Below are 22,410 nucleotides of genomic sequence, written 5' to 3' on the forward strand. Positions count from 1 at the left end.
CCACGTCATCGGCGCAACCGCGTCACCACAACGACTTGAACCGGTCGAAGCGCCGCGTGTACAGCACGTCGGCCCCATAGAACGTGCCGCCGTAAGCGACCACCGACCAGTAGCGCGTCAGGTTGACGGTCGCCTTGATCGCATTGCTCGCCGATTGCAGCCCTTGCTCGTAGCCGATCACGAGCCACTCGTTGATCGCCTTCGACACCATCACCACCTGCGGGTCGGTTAGTCCGACATCGCTTCGCCCGATCGAAAACTCGTCGAGCCCGACCGTCTCCGCGATTCGCTTGCCGGTCGCGCTGCCGAGCAGCGCGAGCGCGGTCGTCATTGTGCTTTGCTGGCCCAGGTTGTTGCCCTGATCCGTGCCATGTCCGAACAGCAGCCACGAGAGCTTTTCGTTGTCCGGCACGCTCGGCTCCGACACCAGCCGCGCCACCGGCGACTGAACCGTGCCGGTCACTTGCACGCCCGCCTCGACCTGCTGGTTGCGGCGCATCGCCAGAATATTGATGCCGGGGTTCGTCACCGGACCGTTGAACGTGAAGAAACCATTCTCGATGGTCAGCTTGCGGCCGAACGCGGTATAGGTCGAACCCTGCGTGACTCGCACGTTGCCGACCGCGCGCAGCGGCGTGTTCGGCGCGCTCATCGCGGTGATCGTGCCGGTCAGGCGGAGATCCGCGCCCTGCCCGCGGAAGCGGAAGTCATTGCCAAGGCCGATGTCGATATTGGCGTTCGGCGTAAACGGCCCGACCGGCTGGGTGCCGCCCTCCACCGGCCGTGGGCGGCCGCCTGACGTGGTGCCGTCCGGGCGTACGATCACGACGTCGTCGCCGAGACTCGGCGCGGCCTGCTCCGGCAGATCGAACAGCGCGTGATCGACGATGAATTTACCGTTGATCGCCATCCCGCGCTGCGCGCCGCCGTTGGCGATGCTCGCGCTGCCCGTCAGCGACAGGTTGCGATCCGGCGACGCGAACAGTTCGAGCTTGTCCGCGACGATGCTCGCGGCCAGGTCCGGCTCCGCGCCGTCCAGCCGTACGCGCCCGGTGGCGCGCAGCGTGCCGCTCGCGCCGCGGAACTCGACCTGCTGGAAGTCCACCAGATTCTCCGACAGCGCAATGCGCACCACGCCGTCCTTCAACTGCACGCCCTGGTCGACCATCGTCGCGGACAGGCCGTCGCCGACCAGCGAGCCGGTCAGGCTCGGCTTGGCGACCGTGCCGCCGAGCGCGAGCTTGAGCGCGAGATGGCCGTCGAGCAGATAGCTCGGGCCGAGCAGGCCGCCGGTCGTTCTCAGCGACGGCACGTTCGCGTTCACGCTGCCGGACAGCGCGCCCTCCGGGTTGAAGGTCAGCAGGCCGTCGCGCATCACCAGCGTGGTGTGCGCGTCGGCATCGATCACGCCGAGCCGGCTCGCCTGTGCGTGCAGCGTCGCGTTGAGCCGGTTGCCGCCGCTGAATTCGGCGCGCGCGCTGATATCCGAGATGCCGGTCGACGCGAGCCCGCGGCCGATCTCGACCGTGACGTCACCGCTGCGCCGCCGCAACTGGATGTGGCCGCTCGCCGTGGCGCCGAGCGAGAAATCCCAGTCGCCGTCGAACACCAGATCGGTTCTGACGGCCGGCGGCTCGCCGGTGATCTCATGGCGCAACTGCTGCAAACGCGTGAGCGAAATGTCGGTCAGGCTGCCCGCGGATTGGATCCTGCCGTGGTCGAATGCGAACGACTTCAGACTCAGCACCGAGCCTTCGAGCGTCAGCCGCGTGGCGCCGAGCGTCAGCCGGTTCGGCGCGGCGCTCACCGCAAGCGGCGACTCGAGATTGAACGCCGGCGTGCCGCGGTTCTGCAGACGCGTCACACTGCCGTCCCAGCGCGTGCCGTCGCGCGCTTCGGTCAGCTTGCCGTTGGCGGCGAGCGTCAGATCGAGCGGCCGGTCCTGCAGCTTGCCGGTTGCCGCCGCTTCGAACGTGTGATTGGCGCGCGTGCCGGACAGGCGCGCGGTGAGCGTGGTCAGGTCGACGCCGCCCGCGCTGAGATTGCGCGCGTCGGTGGTGAAGGCGAGCGCGCCGTTCGCGCCGTCGCGCAGCTCGGCGCGGCCTTCCGCATGGCCCACGCGGTTGCTGCCGAACACCACGCTGTCGGCCTTGTAGCTCAGCGTGACGTTCGGGTGCGCGAACGAGCCGGTGACGTCGCCATCGGCAGCGATGAGCCCTGCGAGGCCGAAACCGAGCCGCTCGAGCTGCGGCGCGTCGACGCGAAACCGCAGCCGGTCGCCGCTCGCGCCGAAGCTGCCCTGCAAATCGACCTGGTTGCCCGCCACCGACAGATTCGCGCGGCTCGGCAGAATTCGCGAGCCGGCGAGCTGAATCGTACCGCCGCCGGTCAGCGGCAGATTGTCGTAGACACTCGGACCCAACCTGAATTCGGCCTTGGTCGTGAAGACGGGACCCAGCACGCCGACTGCGGTGAGCGTGCCGTTCACTCGCGCTTCGATCTTGCGCGCGGCAGGCGCGGCGTGTGTGGCGGCGCGAGCGGGCGCGGGCGTCCTGCGCTGCACCACCTCGGTCTGCACCGCGGCTTTGGCCGTGTTTTTCGCTATCGCGGCGGCCTGATCGCCCGGCGCCGCGCTCCTTGCGCCGGCGCTGCTGCCGGCTAGCGCCGCCGCCTGCGCGGTGCGCGCGCGCTGAGCGCCGCTCGCCGCGGGCGCCGGCCCCGCGACCGGCGTGCGCGACGGCATCTGCGAAGCCAGCGTCAGCGGGTCGAAATCGGTCAGTTGCGCTTTCAGGTTGTAGGTGGAATTCGCGTCGTGCTTGAGCGCGCCGGACAAATCGATGCGCCCGCGTCCCGACGTGATGCGCAGGTCGTTGAAGCTCATCCGGGCGGGATCGAACGTCACTTTGCCCTGGGCGCGCAGCGCCGCGCGCGGATCGGCGAGATCGAGCGTGAGGCTCTGGATGTCGTCGTTCAGGCGGATGCCGATGGTCCCGGCGAGTTGCGTGGGCCGCACCGTCGCTTGCAGCGCATTCAGGTCGAGCCCGGCTACGCGCAGATCGAACTGCCCGCGCCGGCCGGTCAACGCGCCGCCGCCGGTGATCGTCGCGTTGCGGACGATCCGCACGTTCAGGTTCGAGATGCGCTGGGCCTGGGCGTCGAGCCGGACATCGGCGTTGGCGTCGATCAGCGGCAGCAGGTTCTGGTCGATCGCACCGGGTTTGGCATTGACGATCGATACATGGCCGGCAACCGCGAAGCCTGCGGCGCCGGTTGGCGCGGCGTCGTGTTTCCCGTGGCCGGTGGCGTGGTTCGCCGTCGCGCTGCCGCCCGGGACGACGGCGCTGGCCGGTCCCGGTGCGCCGCCCACCGCGCCGCTGGCGGCATCCGTCGCACCGCTCGCACGGCCCGCGACCGTCCCGCTGGCAGCGCTCGCCCCTGCGAGACCGCCCGCGCCCGGGACCCCCGCCTGATCCTGCCCCACCGGCTGCAACTCCGCGCGCACGGCCAGATCGGCCAGCGGCGCGCCGGGCGCGAAGGCTTGCGGATTGACATGGTCGAAGCTCAGCGTCGCACGTTGCAAGGGCACCGCGGCGAACGGCGTAGCCTCGACCCGCGCATGGCCGGCGAGCTTCATACCGGTGGCGTCGAGTTCGGCGACAAGCTGTTCGAGCGAGCCGCCCAGATGCCCGCCCACCTCCACCGCCTCGTTATTGACCTTGCCCGAATAGCCGACCTCGCCGGTGAGCGGAAACGGCCGCACGCCGTCGAGCTTCGCCGACGCCGTCACCGCGCCGAACGGCGTATCGAGCCGCTCGATGGCGGCCTCGTGATGGCGTCCGTCGCTGCGTCCATGAAATGCGAAGCGCGACAGCTCGGTGGTCGATGCGCCCTGGTGCAGCAGCAGCTTGTCGACCTGCACGTCGCGCACGTCGAGCTGCATCGGCAAGCGCAGATCCTGCGGCAGCTTCAGCGGTTCACTGCTGCTCGACGACGACGCGCCGATCCGCGCGTCGATCGTGCCGACATGCAGGTAGTCGATCGTGAAGCGCCACGGTTCGCGCGCGAGCGCCCAGCGGCCGGCGACGCGATCGATCTGGATGTCGGTGCCGCTGCCGTCAAGGCTGCGCCAGCGTACCTGCCGCAGTTGCACGCCGTTCGCGAGCGTGCCGCCCTCCAGCGTGCCGCCCAGCCGACCGTCCAGCAGCCTGAGCGCCGCCTGCCACGCATAGGCGGTGCCGCGCTCGGTGGTCAGCGCGCCATACAGCAGGCCGACCGTCAGCCCGACCAACAGCACCAACACCAGCACCGTCGAGACGAACGTTTTCAGCAGCACGCGGCCGAGCCGATGCCTGCGCGGCGGCGGCTCGGGCGGCGGCTGTCCGGGCGGATTGGCGCCGGGCGGCTGCGGGTTGGGCGGGTCGGCTGCGTCCGTGGTCATGCGCGAATCATGTCAAAACAGGTTTTCATCAGAAGGCGATACCGAGCGTCAGATAAGGCCGCACGCGGTTGCCACGGATCCCATAAGCGATATCGACATTGACCGGGCCGACCGGACTGCGCCAGCGCGCCCCGATGCCGACGCCCGGATAGAAGACTTTTTCACCCCAGGTGTCGGTGGCGGTGCCGATGTCGAAGAACGCGGCCGCGCCCCAGTCGTGCGAGAACCAGTGCTGATACTCGGCCGCCGCCGTCACGAGATATTTGGTGGGCAGCACCGAACCGCCGACGTTGTTGCCGATGCTCTGGAAACTGTAGCCGCGCACCGAGTTCGATCCACCCGCCCGAAACAGCAGTGACGCCGGTATGCCGCTCGACGGACCGCTCGTGAACACGCCGCCGAGTTCGGCGCGGATCAGCACGATGTCGTCCTTGCCGATCGGCACGTATTGCTGGCCGCGCGCGTAGCCGCGGATAAAGGTCTGATCGGTCAGCACGCCCTTGATCGCGAAGCCCGCCTCGGCGTGAATCAGATTGCCTCTGCGCGGGAACAAGGGGTCGTCGGTGTCGCGCCGGGTCCAGGACCACGCGGGCACCAGCGCGCGCGCCGTGGAGGGCGGGGCCGTGTTCTGGTCGAGCCGGTCCTGGTAGTACAGCAGCGAGTAGTTGTAGTCGAGGAACTGCGACGTGCGGGCGCGCTGCACGCCGCCCCGGATGCTGTAGATGCGCGTGTCGGACACGTCGGTGGTGGTGTAGGACGCCAGCACGCTGTTGGTCCAGCCGCGCAGCCCCGGGGGCATCGAGAGCTGGATTTGCCCGTATTGCTGGGTCTGGTCCGCGCGGCCTTCGACGGTGAACGGCCATGCCTTGCCGAACGTGTTCAGATAGGTGTACGAGCCCTGGACCAGGGGGCCGTTATCGGTCGAGTAGCCCACCCCGCCGCGGAAACCATGAAACGGAAATTCCGAGACCTTCACATGGACTGGTGTGTTGATCGGCTTGGTCGGGTCGTTATCCAGATCGATCGCGACGCTCGCGAAGTACGGCGTGTTCTGCAACTGCCGCTGCAATTCGGCGACGCGGCGCGTGTCGTAGATGTCGCCGGGCGAAATCGGATTGACGTTGTGGACGATCCACTCGGGATAGCGCCGCGTGCCCGATACGTCGAGCTCGCCCATCGTGAAGGTCGGCCCGCTTTCGTAGGTGACCGACAGTGTCGCCTCATGCGTGCGCGGATCGACCCGCGCCTCGGAGTGATAGATCTTCGCGGCCAGATAGCGGCGCGACGAGAGGACTCTGAGCGACGCGTTCTTGGCGTCGTCCCAGGCGCTCTGCGAGAACGGCTCGCCCTCATGCAGCGAAAATGCGAAGCGCGTGGCGTTTTCCTGCTCCGGGTCTTCGGTGAGCACCGCGCCGCGAAACGTCAGCGTAACCGACTTGACGATGGTTTGCGGGCCCGGATCGACGTTGACCGTGACGCGCCGTGTGTCGTCGACGGTACGCACATCCGTGCTGACGACCGGCGTGAAGTAGCCCTGCGTCGCGGCCAGATCACGCACCTGCTGCGGCGTGGCGGTAATCAGGAAGGCGAACTGGTCGGCGCTGACGTCGGGGCGTGTGGCGAAGCGGGCAATGTCCAGGTGTGCTTCGAGCAGCCGGCGCAGCGAACGCGGCGTGGCCACGACGTCAACCTTGTAGCTCGCCGCCGCGCGCGCGGCGTGCGCGTCGCCGGCCGCCAGCGTCAGCATGACGATCCCGAAAGCCAGCCACGCGCGCAGCCGGCACAGCGCGGACGCCGCACGCACGCGCCGCGAGCCGGCCTTGCCGCGCCGCAGACGCGGCTTGTCGATCGCACCTCCCGCCAAACGGGACCTCCCAGCCATGATTGATGATTTTTTCCCGCCTGGCCGCGCGGCGGCCGTGGCATGCTATTTGACCACATCGGCGGAGGCCGCGAGATCTCAAAAAGGCCCAATCTCGCCGTTTTTCGACCGCGCGCGGCGCATGCGGTAAAATTCCGAATAACGGCGCTGCGCCTTGTCAGGTTCCTGCCGGGCAGCCGCCCACTCACCCACCCCACGGACGTCGAGCCATGTATCAATCGGACATCACCCAGTTCCTGAACCAGCTCAAGCAACAGAAGCCCAATCTGGAAGCCGAGCAGCGCCGCGGCCGCGCGCTGCTGTGGGACAAACAGCCGATCGATCTCGAAGAACGCGCCGAGCAGAAAGCCTCGCGCGTGGAACAGACGTCTTACTCGTACTATCAGAACTTCTAAGCGCCCCACCGCCGCGATGACTCACGCCGACGAGGTACACGGCCCCGCGCCGGCCCCCGCCGACGCCGCGCTGGCCGCGCCCGCCACCGATTCGACGCCCGACACCGTCGACGGCATCGCATTCGCGCGCCTGTACGGCGAGCCGCTGTTCAAGCTGCCGACCGACCTGTACATCCCGCCGGATGCGCTCGAGGTGTTCCTCGAAACGTTCGAAGGACCGCTGGATCTGCTGCTGTACCTGATCCGCAAGCAGAACTTCAACGTGCTCGACATCCCCATGGCGGACGTCACGGTGCAATACCTCGGTTACGTCGACCAGTTGCGCCAGACCAATCTCGAACTCGCGTCCGAATATCTGCTGATGGCCGCAATGCTGATCGAGATCAAGTCGCGCATGCTGCTGCCGGTGAAGAAGGCCGACAGCGGCGAGGAAGCCGAAGATCCCCGCGCGGAACTGGTGCGCCGCCTGCTCGAATACGAGCAGATGAAGCTCGCCGCGCAACGCATCGACCAGTTGCCGCAACTCGGGCGCGACTTCCTGCGCGCCGAGGTCTACATCGAGCAGAGCATCACGCCGCGTTTTCCGGACGTGAACAGCGAGGATCTGCGCAGCGCCTGGGCCGATGTGATCAAGCGCGCGAAGCTCGTGCAGCATCACAAGATTTCGCGCGAGGAGCTGTCGGTGCGCGAGCATATGAGCTCGATCCTGCGGCAACTGCAAAACGCGCGCTTCATCGAGTTCTCCGATCTGTTCGACACCAGCAAGGGCGTGCCGGTCGTGGTGGTGAACTTCATCGCCGTGCTCGAGTTGTGCCGCGAGTCGCTCGTCGAAATCACCCAGGCGGAGCCGTTCGCGCCGATCTATGTGCGGCTCGCCTATTTGCCGGCCTGACGCCGTCAATGCCACGCGCGCCGGAGCCGCTTGCGCCGGCGCACCGGCGGCGGCTTCACGAGCTTGCCTCGTTTCGGTGCGCCAAGCTCACAAATCCACTACAATCCCGCGCTTCAAACCCGTCATCGTCAATGAGAGCGGCGGCCCGCGCGATGCGCTGAAGCCTTTGCGCCAACCGAGTCGCGCGCCGCGCGAGGAAATTCCTGTCCGATCATGAAAGTCATTAGCTCGATCCATGAATTGCGCGACCAGTTGCGCGGCCAGAATCGCACGGCCTTCGTGCCGACCATGGGCAACCTGCACGAGGGCCATCTGTCGCTGATGCGCCTCGCCCGCCAGCACGGCGACCCGGTGGTGGCGAGCATTTTCGTTAACCGGCTGCAGTTCGGCCCGAACGAAGACTTCGACAAATACCCGCGCACGCTCGAAGCCGACATCGACAAGCTGCAGAAGGAAGGCGTCTACGTGCTGTTCGCGCCGACCGAGCGGGATCTGTATCCGGAGCCGCAGGAGTATCGCGTGCATCCGCCGCACGATCTGGGCGACATCCTCGAGGGCGAATTCCGGCCGGGCTTCTTCCAGGGCGTGTGCACCGTGGTGATGAAGCTGATGTCGTGCGTGCAGCCGCGCGTCGCGGTGTTCGGCAAGAAGGATTACCAGCAGCTGATGATCGTGCGCCGCATGTGCCATCAATTCGCGCTGCCGACCGACATCATCGCCGCCGAAACCGTGCGCGATGCCGACGGCCTCGCGCTCAGCTCGCGCAACCGCTATCTGCAGGCCGCCGAACGCGCCGAAGCGCCAGTGCTGGCCGCCGAACTCAATCGCGTGCGCGACGCGGTGCTGTCGGGCGAGCGCAACTTCGCGAAACTCGAACAGGCGGCGATGGCGGCCCTCGCCGCGCGCGGCTGGCAGCCCGATTACATCGCGGTGCGCAAGCGCTCGGACCTGCTTCCGCCCGGCGCGCAGGACGCGAACGCGGAACTGGTCGTGCTGGCCGCGGCCAAGCTCGGCGCGACCCGTCTGATCGACAACCTCGAAATCTGAAGCCGTCACCGAAAGCAGTCACTGAAGCCATACAGGATTGGTCATGCAACGCAACATGCTGAAGTCGAAAATCCACCGCGTCGCGGTCACGCACTGCGAACTGCACTACGAAGGTTCGTGCGCGATCGACGAAGATCTGCTCGAGGCGGCGAACATCGTCGAAAACGAACGGATCGACATCTGGAATATCAACAACGGCGAGCGTTTCTCGACCTACGCGATCAAGGGCGAGCGCGGCAGCGGCATGATTTCGCTGAACGGTTCGGCCGCGCGGCGCGCGCAACTGGGCGATCTGGTGATCATCGCGGCCTTCGCGGTGGTCGATGAAGCGGAACTGAAAGCGGGCTGGAAGCCGGACCTGGTGTTCGTCGACGACAACAACAGGATCAAGGGCAGCCGCGATCACGTGCCGACGCAGAACTGGACCTGAGCCGGGCGGTCGTTCGTTGTGGGTTTGCTTTGCACGCGCGTTGCTTTTTCGACGCGCGTTTTCATTTCACGGACACGCGCCCGCGCTTATGCAAGCGCCCGGTGAGCGGGCGGCCATAGCCGCGCCTGCCTCGCCACCTTGAGCCTGCTACGCCTCAACCCTAGCGCGCGGCCCCATTCGTCCATTCGACGATCGGCTGCCACTGCTCGAGGTCCTTCTCGACGCGGCTTTTCGCGACATCCCACAGGGTCAGCCCATGGGCCGCCAATTGCACGTAGTTCTGCGTGTCGCGCAGAAAGCCGAGCACCGGCAGCTCCAGGCCCTCGACAAAGCGATGCAGTTGCTCCGCCGAACGCGTGCGCGCATCGACGCGCATGCCGACCACGCCGACTTCGATCGCGCCTTTCCTGACCGCTTTTTCCTTCGCGAGCCGCTCGAGAAATTCCTGGGTGGCAAGAATGTCGAACATCGACGGCTGCAGCGGCACGATCACCTTGTCGGCCAGATCCAGCGCGATGCTCAGGCGATGGCCGTGGAGGCCCGCCGGCGTGTCGATGACCGCATGCTCCAGGCCCTTCGGCGGTTTGGCCGGCGTGTCCTGGTTGACTTCCCATGTCTCGATGGCCGGCAACGTGTCGGGCCGCAATGCCAGCCAGGCGTGCGCGGACTGCTGCTTGTCCAGGTCGGCAAGCGCCACCCATTCGCCGGCCGCGGCGAAATAGCCGGCCAGATTGGTCGCAAGCGTGCTCTTACCCACGCCGCCCTTTGGATTCGCCACCACGATCACCGTCATGAATGCTCCCGGAAAAGAAGGCTGGTCGCCGCCAGCCGGTTTGCCGCGCGATTGCTTATTGCTGTGACTTGCGCCGGCGGGTTCCGATCTCGTACCGTTTCGGGTTCGCCCGCCGATCCAGGCGTTGATAATATCGACAAATGCACTGCGGCGAAGCCCCCACATGGCGAATCAGGGCTAATCGACCGCTTTGCCCTGTCGTTTTATTCAATCACGGACCCGAATCCCATGAGCAAACTCCGCCCGGAATACACCGTCGAACGCCTGCACGAACGCCAGCAGGGCAAGCTGCCAGGCTTGCTGGGCGTACGGGTGCTGTCGCTGGAAGAAGGCGTTCTGACCGCGGAATTGACCGTGCGCCCCGAGTTGCTCGCGCCGAACGGCTTCCTGCACGCGGCCACGGTGATCGGTCTCGCCGATACCGCGTGTGGCTACGCTTGCCTCGCGCACCTGCCGGAAACGGCGCGCACTTTCACGACCATCGAACTGAAAAGCAATTTTCTCGGCACCGCGACTGAAGGGACGATCCGCACGGTCGCCAAGGGTGTGCATCTGGGACGCAGCACGCAGGTATGGGATGCGACCGTCACCGACCCCAACGGCAAGACGATGGCGCTGTTCCGCTGCACGCAGATCGTGTTGTATTGAAGGATTGAGCGCGGCTCGGCGTACTGCGGAATTTAACCGTTCACCTCGAACCGATTTCGCTCAGCCAATTGCCGCAAAAAGCTTCGCCAGGTCGAGATGGCCGGCCAGCGTATCGGCGAGGCGCTCCAGCGACGCCTCGCGCAGCGCCGGGTAGTCGATCTGCTGCGCGTCGCTCAGACCGGCCCACGCCAGCAACGCGGCGCACGCGGCCGGCGTGTCGAACAGCCCATGCACGTAGGTGGCGAGGATCTGGCCATCGGCGGACTTTGCCCCGTCCGGATGCGCCCCCTGCGTGGTTTCCAGACACAGCGCGGGCGCGTCCAGCGCCGGGCCATGCGTCTCGCCCATGTGAATTTCGTAGCCGGCCACTTCGGGCGATCCGGGCAGCGCGAGGCTTCCGGTCACGTTCTTCAGCGTCTTTTCCCGTGTAAGTATCGTCGAGTAATCGAGCCAGCCGAGCCCCGCCCACGTCCCTGGCGCGCCTTCCACGCCATGCGGGTCGGCCACTTCGCGCCCGAGCATCTGCATGCCGCCGCAAATGCCGATCACGCGCCCGCCATAGCGCAGATGCCGCTGCAGCACCGCGTCCCAGCCTTGCGCGCGCAGGAACGCGAGGTCGCCGGGCACGTTTTTCGAGCCCGGCAGGATGATCAGATCGGCCGGCGGCAGCGGCGTGCCACTACGCACATAGTGAAAGTCGACCTGCGGGTGCGCGCGCAGCGCGTCGAAATCAGTGTGATTGCTGATGTGCGGCAGCACCGGCACGACGACCCGCAGCATTCGTCCCGCGTCGCTGTGCGCCGCGCGCAGCTCGGGTGGCAGCATGTCTTCCGCGTCGAGCGTAAGCCCGTGCAGATAGGGGACGACACCGAGCACCGGCTTGCCGGTCTGCGCTTCGAGCCAGTCGAGCCCCGGCTGCAGCAAGCTGATGTCGCCGCGAAACCGGTTGATGATGAAGCCGCGCACTCGCGCCCGCTCGCTCGCCGACAGGCACGCGAGCGTGCCGGTCAGATGCGCGAACACGCCGCCGCGATCGATATCGGCGACCAGCACCACCGGGCAATCGACGGCTTCCGCGAAACCCATGTTGGCGATGTCGCGCTCGCGTAGATTAATTTCGGCGGGACTGCCCGCGCCTTCGACGAAGATCGTGTCGTACGCGGCCTGCAGACGCGCATACGACTGCAGCACTGCTTCGAACGCGACGGGCTTGTAGTCGTGATACGCGCGCGCGTCGAGATTCATGCGCGCCTTGCCGTGGATGATCACCTGCGCACCGCGATCGCTGGTCGGCTTGAGCAGTACCGGGTTAAGGTCCGTGTGCGCGGCAATCCCCGCGGCCACCGCCTGCAACGCCTGGGCGCGGCCAATCTCGCCGCCGTCGACGGTCACCGCGCTGTTGAGCGCCATGTTCTGCGGCTTGAACGGCGCGACCCGCACGCCGGCGCGGCGCGCGAGCCGGCAGAGGCCGGCGACCAGCGTGCTCTTGCCGGCGTCGGACGTGGTGCCCTGGATCATCAGCGTGCCGCGCGGCACGGGGACGGCGTCATGCGGGAGCGGAAGCGAAGTCGAAGTGGTGGTCACGGGAGGTCGGGCTCGGCAGTGAAAAGGCAGTGAAGCAAAGGGTGGTGAAGGTCGTAGCGAAACGGCAAGCGGTGTGCGTGCGGCGATGCGGCGGCAAGGACGCGGCACGACAAACAGATCGCGTGGGGCGTTGAGGCATAACGGGTACTTCGGCGCTCAGACCGCCGCGCCGCGTGTCTCTCCCACCCCCACACATCGCCACGCCCGCCGCATTATCCCATCGCGCCGGCCCACGCTGCACGCCGGTACAATCACGCGATGACTCCCCGCGACCTCACTTTCGTTCTCGGCGGCGCCCGTTCGGGCAAGAGCATGCACGCCGAACAGCTTGCCGACGACAGCGCTCTCCCCGTCACCTACATCGCCACCGCGCGCGTGGCCGACGACGCCGAATTCAGTGCGCGCATCGCGCATCATCGCGCGCGGCGTCCCGCGCATTGGCAGTTGCTCGAAGCAGGCGTCGACCTCGCGGGTGCCGTCACGCGAAGCGACGCCCCCGGCCATTGCCTGCTGATTGACTGTCTGACCCTGTGGCTCGCCAATGTGCTCTGTCCGGCTGAAGGCGAAGCGCTGCCGATCGATCGTTATCACGCGCAGGTCGCCGCACTCGAAGCGGCGCTCGTGAACGCCCACGGCAAGATCATCGTGGTCAGCAACGAAATCGGCCTGGGCGTGGTGCCGCTCGGCGCGACCACGCGTCTTTATGTCGACGAGCTCGGCCGCCTCAATCAGCGCATCGCCGCATTGAGCACCACGGCCACGATGATGGTCGCCGGCTTGCCGCTCGCGCTGAAAACAGCGGGCCTCGCATGATGCTCTCGCTTCCTCTCCTCGTGACGCTCGCGACCGCGGGCGTGGTCATCGACCGCTGGTTCGGCGAGCCGCGCGTCGCGCATCCGCTGGTGGGTTTCGGCAACTGGGCGAAGCGTCTCGAGAAGCGCTACAACACGGGCCGGCGCTTGCGGCTCAAGGGACTCCTCGCGTGGGCACTGGCGGTGCTGCCGCCGGTGCTGATCGCGTGGTGGCTGGTCGCGGTGCTGCCGTTCTTCGCCGCCTGCGCGGTGCACGTCATGCTGCTGTGGTTCGCGCTCGGCGCGCGCAGCCTGCACGATCACATTGCGCCGATCGCGCGGGCTCTTGTGCAACGCGATCTCGAAGAAGCGCGCCAGCTGACCGCGCGCATCGTGTCGCGCGAAACCGCGCATGCCGATGAAGCCGCGCTCTCGCGTGCGGCCGTCGAATCGGCGCTCGAAAACGGCAACGACGCGATCTTCGGCGCGCTGTTCTGGTTCGCGATCGCGGGCGGCCCGGGCGCGCTCGGGTTTCGTCTGGCCAACACGCTCGATGCCATGTGGGGTTATCGCACGCCGCGCTATCTGCGCTTCGGCTGGGCCGCGGCGCGCCTCGACGACGTGCTCAACTGGATGCCCGCGCGTCTGACCGCCGCCAGCTATGCATTGCTCGGCGACACGCATACCGCCTGGCGTTGCTGGCGCGAGCAGGCACCGCGCTGGGACAGCCCGAATGCGGGGCCGGTAATGGCCTCCGGCGCCGGCAGCCTGAACGTGCTGATCGGCGGGCCGGCGGTGTATCACGGCGCGCTCGAACAGCGCCCGACCCTCGGCTTCGGCCACCCCGCCAAGGCCAGCCACGTGACGGCGGCGCTGGCGCTGGTCGAGCGGACGATCATTCTGTGGCTGGCTGTGCTGATCGTGCTGGCGTTGCTGAGCGTGCCCTTTCATGGTTGATCACATGGCGGACCACCCGAGCAGCGCGGCGAACGACATCGTGGTCCACGGCGGCAATCTGCACGAAGCGGCCGAACGCTACGGCATCCCGTACGCGCAGTGGCTCGACCTCTCGACCGGCATCAATCCGCACGGCTATCCGGTGCCGCCCGTGCCCGCCGATGCGTGGCGGCGTCTGCCCGACGAAGGCGACGACTTCGCCGCCTGCGCCGCGCGCTACTACCGCGCACCCGATGCGGCGCACGTGCTGCCCGTCGCCGGCAGCCAGGCGGCGATTCGCGCGTTGCCCGCGTTACTGCCGCGCGCAAGCGTCGGCATCGCGCCGCTCACGTACAGCGAATACGCGCCGGCGTTCGCACGAGCCGGACATCGCGTCGCGCCGCTCGACGTGTGCTGCGAGCGTTTGCCGGACGCGCTCACGCACGCAATCGTCGCGAATCCTAACAATCCGACGGCCGTGCATCTGAGCGCCGACAAATTGCTGCGCTGGCATGCGCAATTGCGCGCACGCGGCGGCACGTTACTGGTCGATGAAGCTTTCGCCGATACGATGCCCGAGGCGTCGCTCGCGGCCAGCACGCACCTCGACGGACTGATCGTGTTGCGCTCGCCGGGGAAATTTTTCGGGCTCGCCGGCGTGCGCGCGGGCTTCGCGCTCGGTGCGCCCGCGTTGCTCGACACCTTGCGGCGCACGCTGGGCGCGTGGACGGTCGGCGGCCCGGCGCGCCACGCAGTCAAGGCCGCATTCGCCGACCAAGCGTGGCAACGGCAAATGCGCGCGCGACTCGACGGCGAAAGCGCGCGACTGGCCGAGCGATTGCGCGCTTACGGTTTTGCCATACACGGCACGCCGCTTTTCGCATGGACCGATGACGCGCGCGCCGCCGCTTTGCACGAAGCGCTGGCGCGGCGTGGCGTATGGACCCGGCTCTTCACCGCGTCGGGCAGCGTGCGTTTCGGTTTGCCCGCTAGCGAAGCCGAATGGACACGCTTCGAAGCAAGCCTGCGCGAAGCGATGCAGGCACTCGATATCGCGCGAGGCGGTTGACGTAGCGAGGCAGGCACGACCCTGCAGCGTCCCCTCATGCCCTTCACGCACACCAACCTCCTCGCCCGATGACCCGACCCGCCCGCCTCATTCCGCGCTTCATCGCCGCGTTGCTTTGCGTGACTTCGCTGGGCGCCCACGCCGCGATCACCGTCACCGACGACACCGGCGCAACCGTCACCTTGCCCGCTCCCGCGCAGCGCGTGATCAGCCTCGCGCCGCACGTCACGGAGCTGTTGTACGCGGCGGGCGGCGGCGCAAAAATGGTCGGCGCGGTGTCGTACAGCGACTACCCGCCGCAAGCGCAGCAGCTGCCGCGCGTCGGCGACAACAAGGCGCTCGACCTCGAGCGCATCGTCGCGTTGAAGCCCGATCTGATCGTCGTCTGGCGGCATGGCAATGCGCAGCGTCAACTCGAACGCCTGCGCGAGCTGCACGTGCCGCTGTTCTTCAGCGAGCCGCATCATCTCGACGACGTAGCCGTTTCGCTGACGAAGCTCGGGCAATTGCTCGGCACGTCGCCGGCTGCGGATGCCGCGGCGGCCGCGTATCGTCAGGACATCGCACGGTTGCGCACGCGGTATGCGAGCCGGCCGCCGGTCGGGGTGTTCTATCAGGTGTGGGACAAGCCGCTGATGACGCTCAACGGCGAGCATATGGTCAGCGACGTGATCACGCTGTGCGGCGGCCGCAACGTGTTCGCAGGACTTCAGCCGCTGGTGCCGACCGTCTCGACCGAAGCGGTGCTCGCCGCGAATCCGGAAGCGATCGTCACGTCGGCGCCCGGCGCGACGCAGCCGGATACGCGCTTGCCGCAACTCGACACATGGCGCGCGTGGCCCGCGCTCACGGCTGTCGCGCATCAGAACCTCTTCGCCATCGACGGCGATCTGATCAACCGGCCAGCCCCGCGCATCGTGCAAGGCGCGCAGCGGCTATGTGAAGATCTGGAGACGGCGCGCTCGCGCAGGAAGCCGGGGGCGCAGTGATGTGAAGGCATGCCGATCGTCGCGCGATCAACCCGACCTCAAGGGCAACCACGCACCTCGCAATCAGCCCCGCCTTGCTCGCACCACCCGTCCCCACCCCCGTCACGCATTCCACCGCACCAGCGACCACCGCTGTGCGTCATCATTGCGGCGCAACCAGACGACCCCCGCCATTTCGAGCGACCATTTCAGACACCGCTCCAGCGGCACGTCCAGCACCAGCGACGCGATCACGCGCATCACGCCGGCATGCGTGACCACATACGCCGGCGACAGCTCGCGCGTCTGCACGAACGCATCGACCCACGCGCGCACGCGCTCGACGAATTGCGCCACGCTCTCGCCGCCATGCGCACGCGCGTGTTCGAAATTCGCGGCCCAGTCGTCGAGCAGCGTGCGATCGATCTCGTCCCAGCGCTGTGTTTCCCATTCGCCGAAGTTCATTTCCATCAGCTGGTCGTCGTGACTGAGCACGCAACCGAAGTCGTTCGCTATTTCGGCGGCGAGCGCCGAGCAGCGCGTGAGCGGACTCGAGATCAACACGCGCGGCGCCGGCACCTGCAACTTCGCGAGCTTCAACGCGAGCGCGCTCGACGAAATCGCGGCGTCGGCGGCGAGCGCAACGTCGCTGTGGCCGTAGCACACGCCCGCATCGAGCGCCACGGCGGGATGACGAATCAGGACGATATCCATGCAAGCCCCACCAGGTAGATGATCAATTCGAAGATCTGCTGCGCGAAGCCGAGGCAGTCGCCGGTATAGCCGCCAATGCGTTTGACGAAATAGCGGCCCAGTGCAAACCGCAGCGCGATCAGCACCGCCAACGTCACGGCCGCGAAGCGCCAGTCCGGCACGCCAGGCCCATTCGGCCACAGCAGCCAGGGTAAGCCGAACAACGCCGTGCACAGCAACGCAGGGCCGCTCAGGCGCTGCGCGACCGGCTTGGCCTTGCCTTCGGCGCGAACATAGTCGAGCGTGGCCAGATAGCTGATCGCGCACGCGCGGCTCGCCGCATGTGCGGCAATCATCAGACTTGCGGCACGCAACGGCGGCAATACCGTGAGCGTCTGCCACTTCAACGCTAGCGCGATCACCAGTGCGATGGCGCCGAAAGCGCCGATGCGTGAGTCATGCATGATGCGCAACGCATCGCTGCGGTTATATGCGCCACCGAACGCATCGACGCAATCGGCGAGACCGTCCTCATGAAAGGCGCCTGTCGCCAGTAACGACGCGGCCATCGACAGCAATACCGCCACGCCCGCCGGAAGCACGCGCAGCGCCGCCAGATAGACCAGCGCGCTGAGCGCGCCGATCAACGCGCCGACCAAAGGGAAATAGCGCGCGGCCGCATTCAGATAATGCGGCTCGTAGCCGACCCAGCGCGGCACAGGCACGCGCGTGAAATAACCGAGCGCCGTAAAGAAATAGCGCAGTTCCGCGAGCGGGTTCATGAATGGGCCGGGTGTCTGGGGGTATCTGTGAGTGGCTGCGAGCGGCTGGTGCGTCACCGTGAAACGGTTCACGCATCGCGATTCGCGACGCCCGCCGAATCGAAGCTCGCCATTTCGTTGACGAATGCCGCGGCAGCGCGCAAGAGCGGCACCGCGAGCGCCGCGCCGGTGCCTTCGCCCAGGCGCAGGTCGAGCGACAGCAATGGCAGCGCACCGAAATGATCGAGCATGCGCCGGTGCCCCGCTTCGTTCGACGCATGCGCGAACACACAGTACTCGCGCACGCTCGGTGCGAAGGCATCGGCGATCAGCAACGCGGAGGTCGCGATGAAACCATCGACGAGGATCGTCATCCGCGCTTCGGCGGCCGCGAGATACGCGCCGGCCATCATTGCGATCTCGAAACCGCCGAAGGTTGCGAGCACGTCGAGCGGCGCGGTGGCTCCGGCATGCTGCGCGAGCGCCGCTGCGAGCACGTTGCGTTTTTTTGCGAGCCCCGCGTTGTCGAGACCGGTGCCACGGCCGACGCATTCGTCGATCGGCACGTTGCATACACGGCTCATCAGACACGCGGCCGACGACGTGTTCGCGATCCCCATCTCGCCGAAGCCGATCACGTTGGTGCCGAGCGCCGCGTGATGCCGCACGCGCGCCGCGCCCGCCTGCATCGCGGCGAGCGCTTGCGCATGGGTCATCGCGGGTTCGTGCGCGAAGTTGCGCGTGCCGCTCGCCACCGGAACATCGACGAGGCCGTCGGTCGACGGCAACGGCGTCGCGATGCCCGCATTGACCACTTCGAGTTCGATACCGGCGACCCCGCTCAATGCATTGATCGCCGCGCCGCCCGCGAGAAAATTGGCGACCATCTGCGCGGTCACCGCTTGCGGATACGGGCTCACGCCTTCCGCGGCAATGCCGTGGTCGCCGGCGAACACGATCATCGCCGGGCGCTGCACCGTCGGCTTCGTGCTGCGCTGAATCAGGCCCATCTGACGCGCGAGCGTTTCGAGCCGCCCAAGACTGCCCGGCGGCTTGGTCTTGGTATCGATGATGTGTTGCAGCTCGGCGCGCAGCGTTTGATCGAGCGGTGCGACTTCGGGCAAACCGGCCGGGCGTGGCAAAGAGGTCATAAGCGTGGTCTGAAATGAGAGTGTTTTGATCGGGCGATTATCCTGCCGGCGCGTCATCGCCGGCGGGCGATCCATGACGCGCACGCGGCGCAGGAATCAGCGCCTCGTGTTCGCCGTCGCGAATCAGAATCAACGGATAGCCGAATGCGCGGCTCGTCAGCGTGGGCGTGAGCACGTCATGCACCGGCCCGGCATACGCGCCGCCCGCGCCGTCGAGCAGCAGCGCGTGCGTCGCGAAGCGGCGCGCCAGATTCAGGTCGTGGCACGAGAACATCACAGTGCGGCGCGGCTCGCGCGTCCATGCGGCGAGCGCGTCGAGACAGTCGATCTGATGATGCAAATCGAGATGCGACAACGGTTCGTCGAGCAGCAACAATGGCGCGTCCTGACACAGCACCGCCGCCAGCGCGACGCGTTGACGCTCGCCGCCCGACAATGACAGCACGTCGCGCGCGGCGAAGTCGGCGAGGCCCAGCAGGTCCAGCGCGGCACGCGCGGCAGCGCGATCCGCTTCGCGCTCCCAGCCCCAGCCGCTCAGATGCGGAAAGCGATTCAGCGTCACGATGTCGAGCACGCTCGCGCTGAACGCATCGGGTGCGCTTTGCGGCATCAATGCGCGCCGCTGGGCGAGCGGCAACGGCGGCCAGTCGGACAGGCGCAGGCCATCCAGTTCCACATGGCCCGCTGCGGGGCGCAACAGACCCGCGAGCGTGGACAGCAACGTGGTCTTGCCCGCGCCGTTCGGGCCCGCGACGCACCAGATCTCGCCGGCATGGAACGTATGCGTGAACGCATCGAGCAAGGTGCGCGCGCCGGCGCGCAAGGTCAGGCGTTGCGCGCTGAGCGCGGCGGGTTCGAGGTGGGTATGAGCGTGCGTCATCGGCGTTTGCGCAACAGCATCCACAGGAACACCGGCACGCCGACGATCGACGTGATCACGCCGACCGGCAATTGCGCCGGCGCAATCACGGTGCGCGCGATCAGGTCCGCGCCCATCACCGCGACGCCGCCGCCGAGCGCGGCCGCAGGCAACAGCATGCGCTGATCGTTGCCGAACGCGAGCCGCAACATATGCGGCACCACCAGACCGACGAAGCCGATGGTGCCCGCCGTGGTGACTGCCGCCGCCGCCGCGAGCGACGCCACCAGATAGACGCGCAAACGCAGCGGCATCACCGCGACGCCCAATGCTTGCGCAGCTGCGTCGCCGCGCAGCAGCAGGTTCAGGCGCGGGGCCACCGGCACGATTGCCAGCAACGCGACGATCAAAGCAACGAGCGCGGTCCACGGCAGCGCACCGCCGTTGAGGTCGCCGGTCAGCCAGAACAACATGCCGCGCAAACGGCTGTCGGGCGCGAGGTTGAGCAGCAGCGTGATAAGCGCGCCCCACCCCGCCGCGATCACCGCGCCCGTCAGCAGCAAACGCGGCGACGTGTCCTGCGGCTCGCCGCGCCACAATTCGCGGCGCGCGAGACCGAGCACCAGCAGGATCGATACGAAGGCGCCGGCGAAGGCGCTGGCATCGACGATCCACCATGCACTGCCGGCGATCATCGCCACCAGCGCGAAGCTTGCCGCGCCACCCGACACGCCCAATATGTACGGTTCGGCAAGCGGGTTGCGCAACAGCACCTGCAACAGCGCACCGGCCAACGCCAGCAACGCGCCGCATGCGAAGCCGGCCAGCGCGCGCGGCAAACGCAGCGTGCGCACGATCTCGCTCGCCAGATCCGCCGACCCGCCCGGCACCCCAGACAACCCATGCGACGGCAGCAGCGCCGCCAGCACGCGCGACGGCGCGAGCGACACGCTACCCAGCGCGAGCGACGCCATCAGCACCGCCAGCGCGAGCACCGCAAGTGCGAGCCAGATGGCGGCCGCCCGTTTCGCGTTCATCACGCGCACGGCGGCCGGCATCGAACCAGGATGCCGGCTCATTCGCGCACGTTCAGCGCGGCGCAGCCATCACTGCTGCTGCCAACCGATCGTGACATACGCGCCACGTCCCGGCGAGTTATACGAGTAGGCCGTTTCATAGTCCTTGTCGAACAGGTTATGGATTTGCGCGCTCACGTACCACGCTTTCGTGATGTTGTAGCGCGCCGAGAGATTCACGACGCCGTAGCCGCCCAGCTTGCCGCTGCTGTCCTCGCGCGGGCCGCTCACGATCCACTCGCCGCCGACGCGCCATCCCGCGATGCTGCGATTCACCGTCAGCGAGCCGAAACGCCGCGCGCGCCGCACGAGGTCGACATCGTTGTCGAGGTCGACGGGATTTTGCAGCGTCAACGACGCGCGCACGTCCGTCTTGCCGACATGTCCGCTCCACGATCCTTCGAGCCCCTGTACCTTCGCACGGCCGACGTTCTCGGCCAGATAGATGCCGGGCGTCACCTGCGCGTAGTCGATCAGATTCGAATAGCGCGTCTGGAATGCGCTCAGACGCATCACGCCGAGTGCGTTCGACGCGTACTGCACCGCCGCTTCGAGCGAATGACTGTGCTCGGGCTGGATCGACGGATTGCCGCTGAGCGGATAGTACAGATCGTCGAAACTCGGCGCGCGAAACGAATCCGAATAGCTTGCGGTTGCCTTCCAGTGTTCGGCGATGTCGAAACCGTAGCCGAGATAGTAACTGTTCGCCCCGCCGAAATCGGAATACTGGTCGTGCCGCACGTTGGCTTGAATCTGGTTGCGCCCGAAGCGTCCCGTGTAGCCGATGAAGCCCGAATCCACATGACGGTCCGGCGCCGCGAACGTATCTGAGTCGAGGCTTTGATCGAGATGCTCGTAGCCCACCTGCAGTTTCTGCCGCGCGGCCAACGCGAAATCATTCTGCCAGGTGTACTGGCGATTGTCGGTATCGAAACGGCCGTTGTCGATGCCGTTGGTCTTCGACACGCTGCGGTCGTCGCCCTCGGAGACGATGAAGTGCGTGGTCCACCAGTCGGTCAGCTTGCCGTTGGCGAACACCGACGCCTGGCGCACCTTGCTGTACAGGTTGTTCAGATCGGTCGGCGCGCCGTACGGGTTGTCGTAGCTGTTATTGCCGTTCGACTGGAAATAGTTGACGCCCGCGTCCCAGCGGTCGGTGAACTTGTGACGCAACGACGCCGTGATGCTCTCGTTCAGATAGCCGTTCGCGTTCGGATTGGCGCCGGGCGCCAGCTGCGGATCGAGCGACGAAAAGCCGGCGTCCTTCGAACGCGCGAGCGAGAGGCTGAAGGTCGTGCGGCCGTCTTTGTCGAGTGCGCCGTTCACACCTGCCTGCTGCGTCTGCGTGTGATAGCTGCCGTAGCCCACCGAAAAATTGAAACGCGGCGGATGATCGCCGCCCTCCTTCGTGAACACCTGCACCACCCCGCCAATCGCGCCCGAACCATATAACGCGGACACGTTGCCGTTCACTACTTCGACGTGATCGATCTGGTCGAGCGGAATCTGCGCGAGCTGTGGCGCACCGAGGCTCACCGAGTCGACGCGCACGCCGTCGATCAACAATAGCGATTGCGTCGACGACGCGCCGCGCAAATAAAGGCTCGTCGTCGAACCAGGACCACCCGTACGCGAGATTTGCGCACCGGGCGCGAGTTGCAGGAGGCCGGGCAAGTCGGTCGCGGTGGTGTCGGCGAGATCCTGCTGATCGAACAGCGAGGTCTGCGGGATCGCGTCCGCGAGCGCTTGCGGCCCGCGCTCCGCAGTCACGACGACCGGTGACAACACGGCGGGCACGGCATTCTGAGCGGCGGCGTTCGCTTGTGCGTCGGTTTCTGCGTCGGCATCGGAGGCGGACGAAGCACTGGCCGAAGCAGCAGACAAATCAGAGGACGAACCCGGCGACGAGTCGGCGGTGTGCGCATGCACGACGAGCGGCAAGCCCGCAAAAGCGAGCAGCGCCGCGCGGGCGATGGGGGACAGCATGGGATGACGAT

19 protein-coding genes are annotated in these 22,410 nt (G+C 67.0%); 9 read left to right on the forward strand and 10 right to left on the reverse strand.

The features are described from left to right. Positions 1 to 22 precede the first annotated feature (22 nt). Positions 23 to 4,438, reverse strand: coding sequence for a translocation/assembly module TamB domain-containing protein (locus HV770_RS06390; RefSeq protein ID WP_175158614.1), 4,416 nt, complete (start codon positions 4,436 to 4,438; stop codon positions 23 to 25). A 28-nt stretch (positions 4,439 to 4,466) separates the two neighbouring features. Beyond that, positions 4,467 to 6,302, reverse strand: a complete 1,836-nt coding sequence (locus HV770_RS06395; protein WP_246290748.1) for an autotransporter assembly complex protein TamA — start codon at positions 6,300 to 6,302, stop codon at positions 4,467 to 4,469. Positions 6,303 to 6,529: 227 nt separating this feature from the next. Between HV770_RS06395 and HV770_RS06400 the strand changes: the two genes are divergently transcribed. The 4 genes from HV770_RS06400 (at position 6,530) to panD (ending at position 9,084) form a co-directional block, all read left to right on the forward strand. Beyond that, the gene (locus HV770_RS06400; RefSeq protein ID WP_121316781.1) at positions 6,530 to 6,715 is read left to right on the forward strand and encodes a DUF3460 family protein; all 186 of its coding nucleotides are present in this window, start codon (positions 6,530 to 6,532) and stop codon (positions 6,713 to 6,715) included. A gap of 16 nt (positions 6,716 to 6,731) precedes the next feature. Beyond that, positions 6,732 to 7,607, forward strand: a complete 876-nt coding sequence (locus tag HV770_RS06405) for a segregation and condensation protein A (protein WP_175158616.1) — start codon at positions 6,732 to 6,734, stop codon at positions 7,605 to 7,607. 213 nt (positions 7,608 to 7,820) lie between these two features. Beyond that, positions 7,821 to 8,654: a pantoate--beta-alanine ligase gene (gene panC / locus HV770_RS06410; protein WP_175158617.1), complete on the forward strand. Its 834-nt coding sequence runs from the start codon at positions 7,821 to 7,823 to the stop codon at positions 8,652 to 8,654. A 43-nt stretch (positions 8,655 to 8,697) separates the two neighbouring features. After that, the gene (gene panD, locus HV770_RS06415) at positions 8,698 to 9,084 is read left to right on the forward strand and encodes an aspartate 1-decarboxylase (protein ID WP_007175926.1); all 387 of its coding nucleotides are present in this window, start codon (positions 8,698 to 8,700) and stop codon (positions 9,082 to 9,084) included. A 160-nt stretch (positions 9,085 to 9,244) separates the two neighbouring features. Here panD and HV770_RS06420 read toward each other — a convergent pair whose 3' ends face one another. Next, entirely contained in the window at positions 9,245 to 9,877 is a 633-nt protein-coding gene (locus tag HV770_RS06420; RefSeq protein ID WP_175158618.1) for a ParA family protein, read from the reverse strand. A 228-nt stretch (positions 9,878 to 10,105) separates the two neighbouring features. On the opposite strand from HV770_RS06420, the gene HV770_RS06425 reads away from it, so the two are divergent. Further along, positions 10,106 to 10,525, forward strand: a complete 420-nt coding sequence (locus tag HV770_RS06425; RefSeq protein ID WP_175158619.1) for a PaaI family thioesterase — start codon at positions 10,106 to 10,108, stop codon at positions 10,523 to 10,525. A gap of 60 nt (positions 10,526 to 10,585) precedes the next feature. On the opposite strand, the gene HV770_RS06430 is transcribed toward HV770_RS06425, so the two are convergent. Then, entirely contained in the window at positions 10,586 to 12,043 is a 1,458-nt protein-coding gene (locus HV770_RS06430; RefSeq protein ID WP_246290749.1) for a cobyric acid synthase, read from the reverse strand. Between the two features lie 324 nt (positions 12,044 to 12,367). On the opposite strand from HV770_RS06430, the gene cobU reads away from it, so the two are divergent. The 4 genes from cobU (at position 12,368) to HV770_RS06450 (ending at position 15,894) form a co-directional block, all read left to right on the forward strand. Continuing rightward, a complete protein-coding gene (gene cobU / locus HV770_RS06435; RefSeq protein WP_175158620.1) occupies positions 12,368 to 12,922 on the forward strand; it encodes a bifunctional adenosylcobinamide kinase/adenosylcobinamide-phosphate guanylyltransferase in 555 nt (184 codons plus the stop codon). Next, a complete protein-coding gene (gene cbiB, locus HV770_RS06440) occupies positions 12,922 to 13,857 on the forward strand; it encodes an adenosylcobinamide-phosphate synthase CbiB (RefSeq protein ID WP_175158839.1) in 936 nt (311 codons plus the stop codon). Before cobU ends, cbiB begins: the two co-directional genes overlap by 1 nt. Next, positions 13,850 to 14,905: a threonine-phosphate decarboxylase CobD gene (cobD, locus tag HV770_RS06445; protein ID WP_175158621.1), complete on the forward strand. Its 1,056-nt coding sequence runs from the start codon at positions 13,850 to 13,852 to the stop codon at positions 14,903 to 14,905. Before cbiB ends, cobD begins: the two co-directional genes overlap by 8 nt. A 68-nt stretch (positions 14,906 to 14,973) precedes the next feature. Beyond that, positions 14,974 to 15,894: a cobalamin-binding protein gene (locus HV770_RS06450; RefSeq protein ID WP_175158622.1), complete on the forward strand. Its 921-nt coding sequence runs from the start codon at positions 14,974 to 14,976 to the stop codon at positions 15,892 to 15,894. 102 nt (positions 15,895 to 15,996) lie between these two features. On the opposite strand, the gene cobC is transcribed toward HV770_RS06450, so the two are convergent. The 6 genes from cobC to HV770_RS06480 all read right to left on the reverse strand — a co-directional run bounded on the left by cobC (position 15,997) and on the right by HV770_RS06480 (position 22,399). Further along, positions 15,997 to 16,587: an alpha-ribazole phosphatase gene (gene cobC / locus HV770_RS06455; RefSeq protein WP_121316772.1), complete on the reverse strand. Its 591-nt coding sequence runs from the start codon at positions 16,585 to 16,587 to the stop codon at positions 15,997 to 15,999. After that, positions 16,572 to 17,348, reverse strand: coding sequence for an adenosylcobinamide-GDP ribazoletransferase (locus HV770_RS06460; RefSeq protein WP_175158623.1), 777 nt, complete (start codon positions 17,346 to 17,348; stop codon positions 16,572 to 16,574). Before HV770_RS06460 ends, cobC begins: the two co-directional genes overlap by 16 nt. A 68-nt stretch (positions 17,349 to 17,416) precedes the next feature. Continuing rightward, a complete protein-coding gene (gene cobT / locus HV770_RS06465; RefSeq protein WP_175158624.1) occupies positions 17,417 to 18,478 on the reverse strand; it encodes a nicotinate-nucleotide--dimethylbenzimidazole phosphoribosyltransferase in 1,062 nt (353 codons plus the stop codon). A 37-nt stretch (positions 18,479 to 18,515) separates the two neighbouring features. Further along, positions 18,516 to 19,358: an ABC transporter ATP-binding protein gene (locus HV770_RS06470; RefSeq protein WP_175158625.1), complete on the reverse strand. Its 843-nt coding sequence runs from the start codon at positions 19,356 to 19,358 to the stop codon at positions 18,516 to 18,518. Further along, positions 19,355 to 20,416 (reverse strand): FecCD family ABC transporter permease, encoded by a 1,062-nt coding sequence (locus HV770_RS06475; RefSeq protein ID WP_175158626.1) that lies wholly within the window; start codon positions 20,414 to 20,416, stop codon positions 19,355 to 19,357. Before HV770_RS06475 ends, HV770_RS06470 begins: the two co-directional genes overlap by 4 nt. A gap of 27 nt (positions 20,417 to 20,443) precedes the next feature. Next, the gene (locus HV770_RS06480) at positions 20,444 to 22,399 is read right to left on the reverse strand and encodes a TonB-dependent receptor domain-containing protein (RefSeq protein ID WP_175158627.1); all 1,956 of its coding nucleotides are present in this window, start codon (positions 22,397 to 22,399) and stop codon (positions 20,444 to 20,446) included. Positions 22,400 to 22,410: the final 11 nt, after the last annotated feature.

The sequence above is a fragment of the Paraburkholderia fynbosensis genome (genome assembly GCF_902859935.1).
Taxonomy (GTDB): Bacteria; Pseudomonadota; Gammaproteobacteria; order Burkholderiales; family Burkholderiaceae; genus Paraburkholderia; species Paraburkholderia fynbosensis.

Excerpts from the sequence above, each read along its gene's own strand:
- HV770_RS06390 (WP_175158614.1), bottom strand. The coding sequence starts at position 4,438 with ATGACCACGGACGCAGCCGACCCGCCCAACCCGCAGCCGCCCGGCGCC.
- HV770_RS06400 (WP_121316781.1), top strand. The coding sequence starts at position 6,530 with ATGTATCAATCGGACATCACCCAGTTCCTGAACCAGCTCAAGCAACAG.
- HV770_RS06405 (WP_175158616.1), top strand. The coding sequence starts at position 6,732 with ATGACTCACGCCGACGAGGTACACGGCCCCGCGCCGGCCCCCGCCGAC.
- panC (WP_175158617.1), top strand. The coding sequence starts at position 7,821 with ATGAAAGTCATTAGCTCGATCCATGAATTGCGCGACCAGTTGCGCGGC.
- panD (WP_007175926.1), top strand. The coding sequence starts at position 8,698 with ATGCAACGCAACATGCTGAAGTCGAAAATCCACCGCGTCGCGGTCACG.
- HV770_RS06420 (WP_175158618.1), bottom strand. The coding sequence starts at position 9,877 with ATGACGGTGATCGTGGTGGCGAATCCAAAGGGCGGCGTGGGTAAGAGC.
- HV770_RS06425 (WP_175158619.1), top strand. The coding sequence starts at position 10,106 with ATGAGCAAACTCCGCCCGGAATACACCGTCGAACGCCTGCACGAACGC.
- HV770_RS06430 (WP_246290749.1), bottom strand. The coding sequence starts at position 12,043 with ATGATCCAGGGCACCACGTCCGACGCCGGCAAGAGCACGCTGGTCGCC.
- cobU (WP_175158620.1), top strand. The coding sequence starts at position 12,368 with ATGACTCCCCGCGACCTCACTTTCGTTCTCGGCGGCGCCCGTTCGGGC.
- cbiB (WP_175158839.1), top strand. The coding sequence starts at position 12,922 with ATGCTCTCGCTTCCTCTCCTCGTGACGCTCGCGACCGCGGGCGTGGTC.
- cobD (WP_175158621.1), top strand. The coding sequence starts at position 13,850 with ATGGTTGATCACATGGCGGACCACCCGAGCAGCGCGGCGAACGACATC.
- HV770_RS06450 (WP_175158622.1), top strand. The coding sequence starts at position 14,974 with ATGACCCGACCCGCCCGCCTCATTCCGCGCTTCATCGCCGCGTTGCTT.
- cobC (WP_121316772.1), bottom strand. The coding sequence starts at position 16,587 with ATGGATATCGTCCTGATTCGTCATCCCGCCGTGGCGCTCGATGCGGGC.
- HV770_RS06460 (WP_175158623.1), bottom strand. The coding sequence starts at position 17,348 with ATGAACCCGCTCGCGGAACTGCGCTATTTCTTTACGGCGCTCGGTTAT.
- cobT (WP_175158624.1), bottom strand. The coding sequence starts at position 18,478 with ATGACCTCTTTGCCACGCCCGGCCGGTTTGCCCGAAGTCGCACCGCTC.
- HV770_RS06470 (WP_175158625.1), bottom strand. The coding sequence starts at position 19,358 with ATGACGCACGCTCATACCCACCTCGAACCCGCCGCGCTCAGCGCGCAA.
- HV770_RS06475 (WP_175158626.1), bottom strand. The coding sequence starts at position 20,416 with ATGAGCCGGCATCCTGGTTCGATGCCGGCCGCCGTGCGCGTGATGAAC.
- HV770_RS06480 (WP_175158627.1), bottom strand. The coding sequence starts at position 22,399 with ATGCTGTCCCCCATCGCCCGCGCGGCGCTGCTCGCTTTTGCGGGCTTG.